General features: G+C 60.1%; 10 protein-coding genes and 1 tRNA gene. 1 reads left to right on the plus strand and 10 read right to left on the minus strand.

What is annotated here, in order from left to right:
* Nucleotides 1-44 precede the first annotated feature (44 nt).
* From AFERRID_RS14645 to AFERRID_RS14665, 5 genes are read right to left on the minus strand one after another with little or no spacing between them, the layout of a single operon-like run.
* On the minus strand, nucleotides 45-1364 hold the full coding sequence (locus AFERRID_RS14645) for an NAD(P)/FAD-dependent oxidoreductase (RefSeq protein ID WP_126605601.1): 1320 nt from the start codon (nucleotides 1362-1364) through the stop codon (nucleotides 45-47).
* 4 nt (nucleotides 1365-1368) lie between these two features.
* Nucleotides 1369-2514, minus strand: a complete 1146-nt coding sequence (locus AFERRID_RS14650) for an MFS transporter (protein WP_126605602.1) — start codon at nucleotides 2512-2514, stop codon at nucleotides 1369-1371.
* Nucleotides 2511-4043, minus strand: coding sequence for a GMC oxidoreductase (locus tag AFERRID_RS14655; RefSeq protein WP_126605603.1), 1533 nt, complete (start codon nucleotides 4041-4043; stop codon nucleotides 2511-2513). The genes AFERRID_RS14650 and AFERRID_RS14655 overlap by 4 nt, the downstream gene beginning before the upstream one ends.
* Nucleotides 4033-4818 (minus strand): glucose 1-dehydrogenase, encoded by a 786-nt coding sequence (locus AFERRID_RS14660; RefSeq protein WP_126605604.1) that lies wholly within the window; start codon nucleotides 4816-4818, stop codon nucleotides 4033-4035. The genes AFERRID_RS14655 and AFERRID_RS14660 overlap by 11 nt, the downstream gene beginning before the upstream one ends.
* On the minus strand, nucleotides 4815-7178 hold the full coding sequence (locus AFERRID_RS14665; protein WP_126605605.1) for a glycoside hydrolase family 15 protein: 2364 nt from the start codon (nucleotides 7176-7178) through the stop codon (nucleotides 4815-4817). The genes AFERRID_RS14660 and AFERRID_RS14665 overlap by 4 nt, the downstream gene beginning before the upstream one ends.
* Before the next feature lie 89 nt (nucleotides 7179-7267).
* On the opposite strand from AFERRID_RS14665, the gene AFERRID_RS14670 reads away from it, so the two are divergent.
* Nucleotides 7268-7705, plus strand: a complete 438-nt coding sequence (locus AFERRID_RS14670) for a hypothetical protein (RefSeq protein WP_126605606.1) — start codon at nucleotides 7268-7270, stop codon at nucleotides 7703-7705.
* Nucleotides 7706-7804: 99 nt separating this feature from the next.
* Here the strand turns inward: AFERRID_RS14670 and AFERRID_RS14675 are convergent.
* The 5 genes from AFERRID_RS14675 to AFERRID_RS14695 all read right to left on the minus strand — a co-directional run bounded on the left by AFERRID_RS14675 (nucleotide 7805) and on the right by AFERRID_RS14695 (nucleotide 14946).
* Nucleotides 7805-7880, minus strand: a tRNA-Lys gene (locus AFERRID_RS14675).
* A 57-nt stretch (nucleotides 7881-7937) separates the two neighbouring features.
* Nucleotides 7938-8363, minus strand: a complete 426-nt coding sequence (locus tag AFERRID_RS14680; RefSeq protein ID WP_009567370.1) for a Fur family transcriptional regulator — start codon at nucleotides 8361-8363, stop codon at nucleotides 7938-7940.
* A gap of 66 nt (nucleotides 8364-8429) precedes the next feature.
* Nucleotides 8430-9521 carry an NAD(P)/FAD-dependent oxidoreductase gene (locus AFERRID_RS14685; RefSeq protein WP_126605607.1) on the minus strand — a complete coding sequence of 364 codons (1092 nt, stop codon included), beginning with the start codon at nucleotides 9519-9521 and terminating at the stop codon, nucleotides 8430-8432.
* A 17-nt stretch (nucleotides 9522-9538) separates the two neighbouring features.
* Nucleotides 9539-13093 carry a translocation/assembly module TamB domain-containing protein gene (locus AFERRID_RS14690; protein WP_126605608.1) on the minus strand — a complete coding sequence of 1185 codons (3555 nt, stop codon included), beginning with the start codon at nucleotides 13091-13093 and terminating at the stop codon, nucleotides 9539-9541.
* A complete protein-coding gene (locus AFERRID_RS14695) occupies nucleotides 13090-14946 on the minus strand; it encodes an autotransporter assembly complex protein TamA (protein ID WP_126605609.1) in 1857 nt (618 codons plus the stop codon). The genes AFERRID_RS14690 and AFERRID_RS14695 overlap by 4 nt, the downstream gene beginning before the upstream one ends.
* Nucleotide 14947 lies beyond the last annotated feature (1 nt).

Below are 14947 nucleotides of genomic sequence, written 5' to 3' on the forward strand. Positions count from 1 at the left end.
GCGTCTCCTCATGCTAGGAAAATAAATAATACATACCGAGTAGTTCAAGAAGCAGAACTTGTCAAATTGCCGGCCTGCATTTTATGCCGGGATGGCTGGGTATGGACGCACGGATCCGAAGGATCGGTAGGAGAGCGAATGATTTCCACGGCGGCGCCGTGGCGCAGGTAATCCGTTCCCCAGTCGAGCAGGGTGAGCAGGCGGTTGCGGGTGCCGATGATGCGGTAGAGGTGCAGGCCTAGCCAGAGCAGCCAGGCGCTCCAGCCATGCCAGCGCAGATGCCAGCGTTCGATCTGGCAGACGGCATCGAAACGGCCGAGGACGGCCATGCTGCCAGGGTCCCGGTAGGCGAAAGGGGGAGGGAGGGGACGCCCGTGCCGTTGGGATTGCAGCACCAGGGCGGCGTGGCGGGCACTCTGCAGGGCGAAGGGCGCAACCTGGGGCCAAAACGCACCATCGCTGCCATAGGCCAGGTCGCCGAGGATGAAGACCTCGGGGTGTCCCGGCAGGCGCAGGTGGGGATCGACGATGATTCGCCCGCCGGGCCCCTTGGCGCCGGGCATGGTGGCCGCCAGTGGATGGGCCGTTACGCCGGCGGTCCAGACGACGGTATGGGCAGGAATGTCCGGGTCCGGCTGGCATTGCACCGTTTGCCCGTCAAATCCCAGGACATGGGTGTGAAAGCGCAGTTGGGCACCGAGTTTTTGCAGCTTGCCTGCAGCTTGGGCCTGGAGGGGGGCGGCAAAGCCGGGAAGTAGGGCTGCGCCGCCCTCCACCAAGGTGAGTTGCAACTCTTCCAGGCGCAATTCCGGGTAGTCGCGGGGGAGCACGACGCGCAGGAGCTCCAGCAGGGCGCCGCAAAACTCCACCCCAGTGGGACCGCCTCCGGCAATGACGAAGCTGAGCCAGCTCCGCCGTTCGGCGGAGTCGGTGCAATGGCTGGCCGCTTCCAGGGCGCTGAAGATGCGCGAACGGACTGCTTCCGCCGCTTCCATGCCTTTGAGCTGCAGGGCATGGCTGGCGATGGCGGCATTGCCGAAAAAATTGGTGACGGTGCCGAGAGCGATGAAGAGGTAGTCATAGGGAAGGACGTCGCCGTCATCAAGAAAGATCGAACGCTGGGAAAGGTCCAATCGGGCGACCCGTCCCAGGCGAAAATGCAGGTCGCCGCGCAGGAGGCGCCGTTGCGGCGTGGCGATGGCCTCCGCCTGGAGATCGCCGGCAGCCACCTGGTAGAGGAGGGGTTGGAAGAGGTGGTAATTGCGCTGGTCGATGAGGGTCACCTCCAGCCCTTGACCCCGGAGCGCACGGGCGGCGGCGTTGCCGGCGAAGCCGCCGCCGAGGATGAGGACGCGTTCAGCCATGGGCTCAGGTCCTCGGCGTACGGGCAGGCCGGCTGTTGCGCCAAGCCAGCCAGAAGAGGGGGATGGCCCAGAGGGCCGATAGGGTATAGATGTGGCCGAGGCGGAGCAGATCCTGCAGGGGACCAAGCCCGAAGGAGCCGATGCCTTCGCCCACCATGAGGGCCCCGACCAGGAGTCCGGCCATCTGGGTGCCTTCCTGGGGGTGGGCAGCAATGCCGTAGGCCATACTGTAGGGATAGTAGATGCCGCAGGCGACCCCGGCGGCGGTGAAGGCCATGAGCAGGGCGCCGGCGGTGATGAGTTGGGGGATGAGGAGGAAGCACGCGGCCATGCCCAGGGGGGCGAGCAGATAGACGATCCGGCGGTGCAGCAAGCGGTTGGGGATGAAGCCCAGGGCAAAACGCGCGGCGGTCATGCCGCCCCAGAAAAGGGCCAGGGCGAGGGCGCCGCTGGCGGCGGGCAGGCTGCGATTGACGCTGACCAAGACATTGGCCCAACTGCCGAAGCTGCCTTCGCAGATGGCGTAGATCAGCACGGCGCCGGCAAAGGGGAGCATGGAACGGCGCCAGGCGCGCAGGCCACCCAGCTCCGCCGGACCATCGGCGGCAATGGGCAGCAGGAGCAGAGCCAGCCAAGCAATGGCGAGGAGGGCCGGCCAGCCCGCCCAGCCGATGCCGCTGCGAAAGCCTTCGAGGATCAGGGGCGAGATGGCGGTGGCGCCGCCGATGACGGCGTTGAGAATGGTCACCGCCGCTGCTGCGGCTCCGGCAAAGAGGAGGGAGGCCGAGCGGTTGATGGCGGCGTTGGTGAGGCCGAAGCCGATACCGAGGAGGAAGGTTTCGGCGAGGATCAGCCCATAGGCTGGATTACCACCCGTAAAGGCGGCGGCTACCAGCAGGAACATGGCGGCGGCGTTACTCAGCGCCCCCAGGCGAAAGACGCCGGAGCCGCCGAGGCGGCTGTGGATGCTGCCGGCGGCCAGGGCGCTAAGGATGGCGCCGATGATCTCGGGGAAATACAGGAATCCATAGGCGCTGCTGCCGAAAGCGTAGGGGGCTTGGTGCAGGATGTGGCCCAGGGCGGGGACCAGGACGAAGGCCGCCCCCTGCAAAAAGCCCGCAGTGTAGACGGCGGTGACGCCGCGTTTCACGCCCAGACCCCTGTTTTGAAGCGCTCGGCCAGATGCGCGGCGACGCGGATGGCGTTGGCCATGATGGTGAGGGAGGGGTTGACCGCGCTGATGGAGGGCATGAAGGAGGCGTCCACGACGTAGAGGTTGTCGATGTCATGGGTCTTGCACCAGGGATTCAGGACGCTGTCTTTGGGGTCTTCGCCAAAACGGCAGGTGCCCACCTGATGCGCAGTGGCGGAGATGTCCATGGCCTGAAAGAAGACCAGGGGAAAGCCCGCCTGGTGGAGGATCCTGCGCCATTGAGCACAGAGGCGCTGGTGGCTTTCGCGGTTTTTGGGCTGCCAGGCGAGGCGAATCTGGCCGTCGCTGTCGAGGGTGACCCGGTTGTCGGCGTCGGGCAGGTCTTCGGTGGTGAGCCACCAGTCCACGGAGTGGCTGGCGGTCCAGGCGCTGACGGGGATGGGGAGCAGGGGCTGTTGGGCATGGAGCAGCGCCGGCGTGACCTTGCCGAGATTCTGGATGTGGCCGAGGGGATAGGGATAATCGGGGTCGCCCGAGTCGTCGTAAAAATCGTTGATGGCCAAGGTCTTCTGGAAGACGGTGGTGTTTTCCTGGGCGGCTTTGAGGGCCATGCAGGCACTGTTGAGATGACACATGTAGTTGCGCCCGACCTGATCGCTGCTGTTGGCGAGGCCTCGGGGCGCGGTGGCATCGGCGGAGGCGAGGAGGAGGGCGGCGGAGTGTACGGCGCCGGCGGCGAGGACGACGACGCGGGCGCGCAGGGCGCCCTGATCGGTTTCCACACCTTCCACTCCCTTGCCGTCGGCGCCGCGCAGCAGGCGCAGGACGCGATGCCGGGTGAGCAGGCGGACGTTGGCGTGGGCCAGGGCGGGAGTGACGCCGCAGACTTCGGCATCGCCCTTGGCGCGCAGCAGGCAGGGGAAGCCGTCACAGGTGGGGCAACGCACGCAGGGGCTATGGGCGGGGTCTTCATCCTGGCGCTGGAGGGCGAGGGGGAGGGGAAAGGGGTGCAACCCCATATTCCGCAATTTTTGCTCCAGGGCCGCGAGGATGGGCTCATGGGGGAATGGGGGAAAGGCGAAGGGGCCGCGGGGCGGTTCCAGGGGATCGGCACCGGCCTTGCCATGGGCAAAGTACCAGGCCTCGGCCTGCTCATAGTGGGGCGCGAGATCGGCGTAGCTGATGGGCCAGGCGGGGGTGAGGCCGTCGCGATGGCGGCGGGGGAGGAAGTCTTTTTCGCGCCGGCGCAAAACGGCCGCCCCGTAGAACTTGGTGTTGCCCCCCACATGATAGCCGGTAACAGGGGTGAAGGGCTGGCCGCCGCCATCGTGCCATTGTTCGTGGGTGTGGTAGCGGTGTTCGGCAAAGACGGTGTGTGGGTCCCAGTTGCCCCATTCGCGGGGGAGGTAATCGCCGCGTTCCAGGATGAGGATGGATAGTCCCGAGGGGGCGAGGGCTCGGGCCAGGGTGCCGCCACCGGCGCCGCTGCCGATGATGATCACGTCAGCGTCGAGGCTAGCCGCCATGGCGGAAATCCGGATAGATGAGCATGCCGCCGTCGACGGCGATGGTGGTGCCGGTGATGTAGCTGGCGAGGTCGCTGGCGAGGAAGGCCACGACATGGCCGATCTCCTCCGGCGCGCCAAGGCGTTCCATGGCGATTTTGTCGTCGAGGTCCTTGAGGGTATCCGGGTTGCCCCAGACGGCTTCGTTGATGGGGGTCTTGATGGCGCCGGGGGCGATGGCGACCACGCGGATGCCCTTGTCGGCCGTTTCCTGGGCGAGGGTCTTGGTGAACATGGAGAGTCCCGCCTTGGCGCTGGTATAGGCGCTGTAGCCTTCCCAGGGGATGAACTCGTGTACCGAGGTGATGTTGATGATGACGCCGCAAGCGCATTTTTCCATGCGCGGGATGGCGGCGCGGGCGCAGTAGTAGGGGCCCATGAGATCGACGGCGAGGATTTTTTCCCAGACCTGGGGATCGTCATCGCCGACGACGGCGCGGGGACCATCCATGCCAGCATTGTTGACGAGGAGATCGAGGCCGCCAAAGGCGCCATCGATCTCCTGCAGCAGCTTTTCGACGGCGGCCGGATCGGAGATGTCGGCCTGGAAGGCCTGCGCCTTGCCGCCTTTGCCCTGGATGGCAGCGACGACCTGTTCGGCCTCGGCCTGCCCCTTGCGGTAATGAACGGCGACCTGGGCGCCGGCGGTCGCCAGAATTTCGGCGATGGCCTGGCCCAAACCACCGCTCGCGCCGGTGACCAGGGCACGGCGTCCGGTGAGATCGATGGCAATCATGAGTTTTCTCCTTGCAGGGTGATGCTGAAGTCCTCGCCCTGCCACTGGCCGGTATCCCGCCAGTAGAAGGTGAATTGGAGCGTGGTTCCGGGCGCCATTTTCTGCGTGGGCAAAATGGCGACATGGCCGAGATCCCAATCCTCCGACGGGGTGTCCATGGGGTCTTGCCAGCCATCGACTCCCCAATGCACCGTAAAGGGCGCCGGGAGCAGGAAGCGCAACTCATTGCCGGCCGGCATTTGCCGGGAGCGCTGGCGAAAACGCCAGAGCGTATACGCAATCTGCGGCGCCTTGCCCTGATAGCGTTTCCAGGTGGCCTGGGGGCGATCGACGGGGTAGCCGCGTTGCCAACTGTGGCAGAGCTTGACGAACTCACCATGGGTCCAGACCAGGGGCATGGCGGAACCGCTGGGCCGTCCGGGGAAGAGGTCACGATTGGGAATGGCGGCGCTGTCCCAGACCTGTTCGGGCAAGAGCCCTCCGTGGCCGGTCATCTTGGTCATGGCTTCCATGTAGGGCAGGGCGTCGTCGCCCCCCAGGAGGGCGAAATGGCCGCGCTCTCCCACCAAGAGTGGCCAAGCACGGCCGCGGCCGCTGCCATCGAAGGGGCTACCATCGGGGTGCTCGCCATAACCATCGCCGTTGTAGCGGTGCCAGACGGGGCCGCTGGGGGTGTCGGTTTTGAGCAAGGCATCCATCACCTTGACGGAGTCCTGCATGTGCGGATCGTCGGCGCGGCGCAGACCATAACGGCAGAGTTGCAGGAAGTCGGTGGCGACCTGCTCCGCGGCGGGCAGATGCGGGTCGTTGGCGCGATTCTTGATCATCATCCATTCCTCCTTGGCGCCCGCATGGATGAGCACGTCCTGGGGGGCAATGCGCAGATAATAGCCGGCGACGCCGTATTTCCGGGCGAGATCCGTGCCGGATACGAAGGTCCAGTCCTCCAGGCGCGCATTCCAGTAATCGGCCAGCAGCAGCGCGCAATCCCGTGCCTTGCCGCCGAGCAGTTCGCCGCCTTCCACCAGCGCGGCAATGGCCACCGCCAAGGTGAAGGGATTGACGCCGCCGTCCTCTTCCCAGCGATCCTGGCCGGTGACCGGCCCTTCGCGGAGGATGAAGCCCAGAGCGCGGCGCAGCATGTCGCCAACGGCGATCCCTTCCAGTGCCTGCTCCGCCTGGAGGGCAGCGGCAAGGAGGATCGGAAAGCCGGTTTCATCCAGTTGCACTCCCTGCCAGAATGGCTTGCCGCCCAGCCATTGATTTTGCAGCCAGTGGCCGTCGGTCTGCTGGGTGCTGATGAGATAGGTCAGCACCTGGCGCGCTTCGGCAGCGGCGCCCATGGCGAGGAGGGCGCCGGCGCTTTCCACCAGATCCCGGGACCAGACCAGATGGTATCCGCCCCGGCTGTCGCTGGCCTCGCCCCAGGGTACGGAGAGGCTGGCCACCAGGGCGCCGGGAAAGGTACGGTCTTCGTGGACCTTGAGGACGGTGGCTGAACGGGTATAGAGGGCTTGGACGGCGGCGGGGAGCTTGCGTTTCCACTCGGGAGGCATGGGGTATCGGCTATGCCAGGCATCCCAGGCAGATTGATAACCCGCTTCGGCGGCGGCGAAGCCCTCGGCCAGGGAAGACCAGGCCAGAGTGGCGGCCGCCTCCTTGCTGGTGCCCAGACCCAGGGCCAACGTGCCTTGACGGGGCAGGCGGGCGGACAGGGAAACCTCGCCGGGGCCGGCTTCTTGATACTGCCACAGCATCCGTCCGTTGGCGTGGAAATCCTGCCAGAGGTCGCTGGCGCCTACTTCGCCCACGGAGGGGGCCTCCAATCCGGGCAAGCCCTCTGGACTCCGGCAGGATATGGCCAGGCCGAAGGGTCCCTGCTGGGCCCAGAGCACGGGTCGGCCCTCCCATTGGCCAACCCAGGCCTGATTGTTCTCGGCGTCTTCGCCCAATCGCGCCGCACAGAGCAGATAAGGGCGCAGATCGGCGTCCCCCTCCAGTTGGAAGTCCATCAGCAGGACGTCCCGTAGCGGATCGGCGCAGATCCGGAGGGTACAGGTAAAGCGCTCATGACGATGGATAATGATGGGCAGGGGGATGGCCGGATCGTCGATCTGCAATTGCGGTTCGGGCAAGGCCTTGAGTTCCTGCCAGAAACCCTTGCCATCGGCAATGATCAAACCCATGTCCCGGACCTGGGGAATGTCGATGCGCGGATAAAAGACCTCCGTGATGATGCCCTTGCCGACGGTGAACCAGAGTCTAGCCGGTCCGGGGGCCGTGCCGACGAAGTCTTTTTTGGCGGTGGACCAGACCGCATGCCGGCAGGCGGGGCCGGGGGCTTTGCTCGTTGCTGCCATGGCGTGCTTTCCTTCCAATACGCGCGGGGAGGGGGACTCCGTAACCTATAGCAGAGTATAGGAGATGTTGATCAGGCAGAACGGCGGCGGTGCGGGAATCCATCGCTGCTGCCATGGGCGAGAAAGGGAGCGTTGCCGTACCAACCAGCGGACTTCCCTTTCATGCCGGCGCAATATCCGACCGCTTTTTGCGCTGGAAAGTTCCATCTGATCCGGGAAACGATTTTTCAACAAATAACGCCGATGCGGGCCCAATGTTTGCTTTTAGCGGAATGCAAGGGACCGGTTGTTCATGCGCCGGATCCGCCGCTGGCAATTGCCTGGCGATGCGGGGAAAGCAGCCTGATGTCTTGCAAAGCAGCGCATCGGCCAAGGCTCGCATCAAGGATCGAGAGAAAGAAAAACAGCCATCACCGTTTGAGGAAACGCAGCCTTCTGACGATCAGCATTCGCTGAAAAAAAAGGTTAACACCGTCTCAGTCTGGTCGAGTGATCCACAGCCGTGTTGGTACGCTGCTCCGCTATAACACCTGTTCGAAATTCAACGCGCACAGGTGGCCAGTTTTACATGCACGCCAACAGATAACAAAAAAGGCCTAGGAAGAATCCTAAACCCTTGTGTTATTTGGTGGGTTGTGAGGGGATCGAACCCACGACCCGCTGATTAAGAGTCAGCTGCTCTACCAACTGAGCTAACAACCCGAAGCGCCACATTATAGGAATTTCCGCCAAGAAGGCAAGGGCGGGCGACACAGTGATTTAGTGCGTCGCGCGCTGCCGAAGCCGTATCACCACCTCGACTTTCTCCACTTCTGTCTCCGGCGGCAGGTCAGGGAGCGTGCCGATTTGCAGGGAGGATGCCGGAATATCCACCAGATCTCCCGAATCTACGTAGTAGAAATGATGGTGAGGAGACACGTTGGGGTCATAGAATACCTTACCCGGCTCCACAATCACTTCCCGCACCAGCGCATGTCCGGCGAAGAGGCCCAAGGTGTTGTAAACCGTCGCCTTGGATACTACGGGATAATCTGCATTGACGCGTTGCATGATCTCTTCGGCGGACAAGTGCGCGCAAGAGGAGAACAACGCGTAACCAATCTCCACACGCTGGCTTGTCGGATTGACTCCGGCGTCACGGAGCACTTCCAGCACACGTTGTTTGTTCCAGTCATTGTTATTCATGGATAGTCTCACTTTACTTCTAAACTGGTTATAGTTATAACGCTTCTCTAGCGACAAGAAAAGGCCTTAATGTGCTGACCTCGGTGTCAGGGCTGCATAGGGGGCAATATCCAACGGCAGCGGTGTCCCCGTCAACAGGGAGACCAGGATATCGGCTGTCGCGGGCGCGTTGGTGAGTCCATAGCGAAAATGGCCGGCAGCGACAAAGAGCCCCTCCCATTCGGGAATGGGGCCGATATACGGGACGCAATCCTGACTTCCCGGCCGCAATCCGGACCACTGCCTGAGGACCTGGGCCTGCTCCAAATCGGGAAGTGTCTTGATAGTAAAGTCCAATAGTTCTTCTCGTGCCTTGTTTGTAGTCGACTTATCAAAACCGACAAATTCGCTCGTGCTGCCAGCCAGAATCAGTCCATCCCGCCGCGGCACCAAGTAATGATTATCGCGCATCAATATCGTATCGAGGACTCCGGGTTTGCCCTGAAACAGGAGGATTTGCCCGCGCACGGGAATGATATCCAGATGACTACCCGTTTCCGCAAGGATTTTTTCGCTCCAGGCACCGGCCGTCACGATGACCCGCTCTACCGGCATAAATCCGGCGGTGGTTTCTACGCCCTCCAGTCGTTCACCCCGTCTACGGAAATGGGTGACCGCAGTATTTTCATGGAATACGACGCCCAGCTGGCGGCAACGTACGGACATTGCCGCCAGCAGGCGAGGATTCCGTACCTGGGCGACCTCCGGACACCAGAGTGTTCGCGTTTTTTCTACAGGCCCCAGGTGCCAATCCAGCCCCAACGACGCCCCCCAAGCCAACACATCATTGGGGATTTTCTCGTGTTCGCCCTCCAGAATAAGCAAACCGGAGGGTGTCCATTCAGGATCAATGCCAGTTTGCTGTACCAACCTGGAAGTCAGGGAGAAATAGCGCTGCATACTATACAGCGCGAGACTCAATAGGGCAGGTGGGTAATGCCACGGATACAACGGGCTCAGGATGCCCCCGCCAGCCCATGATGCCTCCTGACCGATATGACCTTGATCAAGCACCGTAACCCGCAGACCGGACTCCGCAAGCCTGATCGCACTGAGTAAGCCAATCGCGCCGCCGCCAATCAGCAGAACATCCGTATGTGCAGAGATTTCAGTCGGCATGTGAGCTTACCACCATCTTAAAAGTCGATACGGTAAAATATGTTGGCGCCGTTCTGGGTCCCGCTCTCCGTCTGAATTTCAATATGGCGGGAAATCCGGTAACGCAGTCGTGCTACAGTCCCGCTACTCAGTACGGATTGTCCGACACTGAGATAAAGATCGGGAGTAAGATAATGACCCATGGTAACCATGGCGCCTGCCAGACCCGAATTACCTTCGGAGCTTACACCTACATCAATGCCACTGCTATCCAGGCTGTTGCCGAACAATGCGGCGCGGCTTGCAGAAAAAAGTGTTCCCGCAGCGGCGGAAAGCAGCGCGTTCTGACTGGTGAGACCACTGCTCGGCGTACCCAGCACGAGATAGGAGAGGATATCCGTCTGCGACATGGAAGGTTTGGAGTAGAGCGCTACCTGGGGCACTTGCAGTGTACCGGTGACTTGTACACCAGCCTCTACGGGGGTGTTGTCCACGGCGAAGCTAGAGGAGCCTTTGATAGTGCGTACCGCCAGCACGTCCAGGTTGGCTTGGTTCGCCGCACCGTGGAAAAGGATGGAACCACGCTGGAAGGTGAGGGTGTGCCCATAAATCGCATAACGGCCATCCACCATGCGCAGAGTGCCATTAACCTGCGGACTTTGGCCGTCATGCATGTCTACTGCAAGGTCACCGACCAACCGGGCACGCAGCCCGCTGATGATGACTCTCGCATCGTCCCCAAGGGTTACATGCAGATTGACATCCAAGGCAGGGCCGCTGCTTTTGTGTACATTTTTCACAAAAACGACGTCGCCTGAGGGCTTGGGTCCGCTGAAATCCGTACCCAATATACGCAGACGATCGGTGTGTATATTTCCCTGCACGTCGATTTTCTTTAGGTTTCCGGAAATGCTCAGGTCGGGGCTGACCGCAGCTTGTACCTGCGGCAGATTGAGCGCGGTGAAGTTCTTCCCAGTGACGTGGAGCGTAAAGTCATTCGCCTGCTGAAATTGGACGATGCCTGTCCCGGATATTTGGCCAGCGCCGGAGCTGGCTTGTAATTGATTGATTCGCACTTCTTTTCCATCTCCCACGAGTTTGGCGCCCACGTCACGAACATCCAAACCCGCCTGCGGGACGAAAAAGCCCAGACCCTGGAGTTGTGCTGTACCAGTCCACTGCGGATGCGCCCAGGTACCCAGAACCTGTGCATCTATACTCCCTTGACCTTGCGGGCGAATCCGCAAATTCCCGACGGGGATGGCAGCAAAAAGTGGTGCACCTACATGCGCCTTAATAGCCCCTTGTATTGGGGCATTGGCGTCCCAGTGCCAGGGCAGAACGAGTGTCGCGGGGCTGTGCATGGTCAGCTGGGCATTACCCCAGTCATTGGCAAGACCAAGGTCAGCAGCAAGCGAGAGGTCTTTGGGCAACCATCGGAGTTGACCGGTAAACCGCTGCAGAGAGAGCGTATGCGGCGTGCCTGCCTGCCGCCATTGCAATTGGGTTTTCTGAAAATTCCAATGTCCTTCCGCTTGGCAAACTCCGTGACACTGCGCTTGCAGATGCGCATTTAAAAAACCATGGAGCGATGCATCCTCCGCCTGCGCAAAAAAATCCAGAGGTAGAGATTGCAAATCGAGTCCCAAATCGGCCTGGTTGGTGGCGGGATTGTAGTGACCTTGCGCGGTAATCCGGGCAGCATGCGCATCGGCGAAAGCCATTTTGCTGAGCGATGCAGCACCATTGACCCATTGCAGAGTGGCTGGGTGGAGTAACCGCCAGTTTCCCAGAGGGATGCTGGTCAGTGTGGTCTTCTCCAATCGCAGTCCCCACGCATTGGCCTGATGAGACACCAACCCCATGACAGAGAGGCGGCTTTGCGGCCACTGTGCGTCCAGTCCCAGCGTAAAACGTGTTAATGGTCCTTGCGCATGGGCCTGCAAATCAATGCGGTGGCCAGCGTATGCCAGTCCCTTTACATTGATCATCGCCTGCAAGGCGTTCGTGGCGCGGAATTCGGCCCGTGTTTTCAGTGTATTGATCTTTACTTCATGATAGGCAAGCCCTTGGCCGGTGCCTTGGATTTCTCCAGTCCACCGCGCCTGAGGCCGCGCCACCCAACCCTGAAGCAAACTTTTCCCTTGGGCACCGGGAAGCAAGCCCTGCCACTGCGCCACGTTGAGGATGAAATGCAGACGTTGTTGTAAATTACCTTGCGCGCTCAGGCTTACACCCGGACCAAAAAACTGTGCCTTTTGCAGATCCCACGCACTCCCTGCGAAGTGCACCAACGCCTCGCCCTGCAAGGTTTGGCGGTAAAGCTCGCTAGGCAGCAATTGCAGCCGCACATCACCCGTGATTACCTTGGAAATTTGGGTGGCGTTGACGCTGAGTTCTCCGGAAAAATTGCCTGGTACCTGAGCCATAATGTGCTGTGTTTGCAGGCCCCTGACCCGAACCTGCCCGGTGACGGTGAGTTGTGGCCGCCACCGGACGGCCAGCACCGAAGGCAGCAGATCTGCGCCCAACAGCTTGCCGGCATAATGGTATTGCAGGTTTTGGCGATTGCCGTTCACATGGCCCTGAATACCGCCGAATTTGGGATCACCGTGCAGCGCCAGTTGTCCTTGATAACGCTCAGTGTTCCCCCGCAAAGTCAAACTGACGGCCAATGCGCCCACCGGTAACGTGCTGGGCAGCGCTTTTGCCAGGATCTGCTCGAAGCCGCCACTGATCTGGTAATTCCCTGCGGTATTGTTGGGCAAATCAAGGCGCCAATGCCCCTGTGCGGGTTTCTGGAGCGCAGGATTACTAAGCTGTAGTGACTGAAGCAAAATCTGCTGTGGGGAGATCTGCGTCATACCGCTCAAAGTCGTCAGTCGCTTGTTTTCTTGTATCTGAATCTTCAGGGGGCCGCCAAATGTCTGGGCCGAAATGCCATGCCAGTGTGTTTCCCAACTTACGGTCAACGCGTTGATGGCACTACCTTGTCTCCATACACCCAGGCTTCGCAGTCCGCGCTCTCCCATTTGCAGGTCTGCCGTAAGCTGGAGTCTGCCCTGGGGTATTTGCGCCGACAGGTTTTGGATGTGCAGATTGCCACGCTGCCAGGCCAGATCGGAAAATGTCGCCAGGGAGAGGACGAAGGGCTTCTGCGTTCCTTGCCATATGCGCAGGTTCGTACAAGTAACCGGGCTCAGTTTCAGGTCGATGAGACGGGTCCACAGAGGCAATGCGGGCCAGCGCAAATGAATAGGGCTGGGTTTGTCAGAGGGCACCGGCAGGTGCAAATCGGCCTGGTGAAGCTGGAGGTCGGCAAAGTCGATTTCTCCCCAGAGCAAATGGGCAGGATGCAAGTGCCACTGCAAAGATTGCGCACGAAAGCGCATGTCCGCATTATGCCAGGAAATACCGGAAAGCCGCATCTTGCCGGTAAGCGAGCCTTTTACCTGTTTGACCTGTAAGTTTGGGACCTGCGCTAACGCCCACTGTGCACCGTAACTGGTAGTGAGCAGCCAGATCAGGACGGTGGCCAGCGTAATCAGGACCAGCAGCACACCGGCAATAATGCCGTGGCGGACGCGAATCATAGGCTGAAACCTACCGAGAAGGCGACACGGACAGCCGGTGTTTGCGGAGCAACCAGTGGGTGTGCCAAGTCAAAGCGTATGGGTCCAACGGGGGAATACCAGCGCACGCCTAGCCCAACATCTTGAAGCGCATGGAAACTGGACCAACTGTTGAATGCATTACCCACATCATAAAATGCGACGACAGCCCAGTTTTTAGCGACAAAGCGCTGAATATCGAAGCCACCAACGGCAAGAAGACGCCCACCTTCCACTGCACCGTTCGCAGCCAATGGACCCTGCGATTGATAGGCATAACCGGGCAGGCTATTTTGCCCACCTGCGAAAAATCGTAGATTAGGTGGCAATTCGCCAATGGACCCGTTTAACCACATTGCCCCCAGCTTGGCACGGGTACCGAGGACCCAGTTCTGACCCAAGCGCTTGCGCCATTCTCCCTGGGTGCTAAAGCGGATAAAATTTGCATCACTACCCCATACCTTGCTGGCACCCTCAATCCTCGCCGTCAGTGTATAGCCGGCTATGGGGCGCAAAATATTGCGGAAGTTTTGTATGCTATACTGTACCGACGGATAGATATACAAGCTCGTGTTAAACTGCCCAGCCACATTGTAGTTGGCGTCCTCAAAATTAACCAAGGCCTCTATGGTTTCACCTTTACCCAGACTGTTATCGCTGCGCAATGACCACTGCCGACCAGCGCTGGCAAGGATCTCGTTAGCGTTATAGGCGGTCAGATTTTGATTCTGATAGCTGCCTTGCGCAATATATTCAGACCCCAGGCGCGCACCGACCGGCCAGCTATAGGTAATACTGGCATTGCGATTCAGTTGCGCCGCCAAAATGGAAACGCGAACATGCTGAGCCTGTTCAAAAGCATTATAATTATCGTATATAATTGCTGCATTAGGGCCGATATCAGTACTGTAACCGGCGCCTATTTTCAGGTGTTGCCCCGGCATACTTTTCAAGTTGACTGAAACAGGTATGGCATTATTTTTCGATTTCCCCAAATCGCCATGCACGGAAATATCAGAGAACCGGTCGGCATTGCGCAAATTGCTTTGAGTAACTGCCAGCGCTTTTGGTGAATACCAGTCTCCTGTCTTGAAAGAAATATAGCGCTGAATGAACCATCGCGGATAGTGCCTCGCACCGGTGATATTAATATCTCCAACTCGGAAGCGTGGCCCGGTATTGAGCCACAAATAAATATCTGCCCAGAACTGGTCACGATCTATAAGAATCTCATGGCGCGAATAACTGGCCTGCGCATAACCGCGCGCAGTGAGGAGTGAGAGGAGATTACCCTTCCAGTCCTCGTAAATGACCTGATTGAGAACCTCTTTTTTATGAAGTGGAAACCGAGCGAACAGCTTTTGTAAAGCCGGTAGTTTGGATCCATCGCCGGTGGATTTTAGGTCGATTTTGCGGACCAGAATAGGCCGCCCGGGGGTGACGGAGAAGGTTACGAGGACTTTCCCCGCTGCGATGTGTTTACTGCTCTTCGTCCAGGTAGCGCCGTAGTAACCATAGGCTTCGAGCGCATCCTTAAGGCGCAAACCGGCCGCCATCTCTGCTTCTTCCAAACGGTCCGCCTGGGATCCGATCACTGCAGGGGGGAGGGCACGTACGAGATTTACTTCCAGGGGCTTGGAGACCCCTTTCACGATGAAAGTTACATCATCAGCGTTAGCCATTCCGCCATACAGCAACGAAACCGCCAAGCCCGCCAGCCATAGGCCACGGAGCAGGTCACGCGGACGACCTTGTTTCGCGCTTCTATCCCCCCTGACCGAACCCAGAAAACCTCCTGCCGTTTCACTTGTGGTCCAGAATAACAATAACGCCACA

The sequence above is a fragment of the Acidithiobacillus ferridurans genome, from assembly GCF_003966655.1.
Classification (GTDB): Bacteria; Pseudomonadota; Gammaproteobacteria; order Acidithiobacillales; family Acidithiobacillaceae; genus Acidithiobacillus; species Acidithiobacillus ferridurans.

What these genes read in the sequence shown, in the direction of transcription:
- AFERRID_RS14665 (WP_126605605.1), bottom strand. Translation starts at nt 7,178, where the DNA reads ATGGCAGCAACGAGCAAAGCCCCCGGCCCCGCCTGCCGGCATGCGGTC.
- AFERRID_RS14680 (WP_009567370.1), bottom strand. Translation starts at nt 8,363, where the DNA reads ATGAATAACAATGACTGGAACAAACAACGTGTGCTGGAAGTGCTCCGT.
- AFERRID_RS14655 (WP_126605603.1), bottom strand. Translation starts at nt 4,043, where the DNA reads ATGGCGGCTAGCCTCGACGCTGACGTGATCATCATCGGCAGCGGCGCC.
- AFERRID_RS14660 (WP_126605604.1), bottom strand. Translation starts at nt 4,818, where the DNA reads ATGATTGCCATCGATCTCACCGGACGCCGTGCCCTGGTCACCGGCGCG.
- AFERRID_RS14690 (WP_126605608.1), bottom strand. Translation starts at nt 13,093, where the DNA reads ATGATTCGCGTCCGCCACGGCATTATTGCCGGTGTGCTGCTGGTCCTG.
- AFERRID_RS14685 (WP_126605607.1), bottom strand. Translation starts at nt 9,521, where the DNA reads ATGCCGACTGAAATCTCTGCACATACGGATGTTCTGCTGATTGGCGGC.
- AFERRID_RS14645 (WP_126605601.1), bottom strand. Translation starts at nt 1,364, where the DNA reads ATGGCTGAACGCGTCCTCATCCTCGGCGGCGGCTTCGCCGGCAACGCC.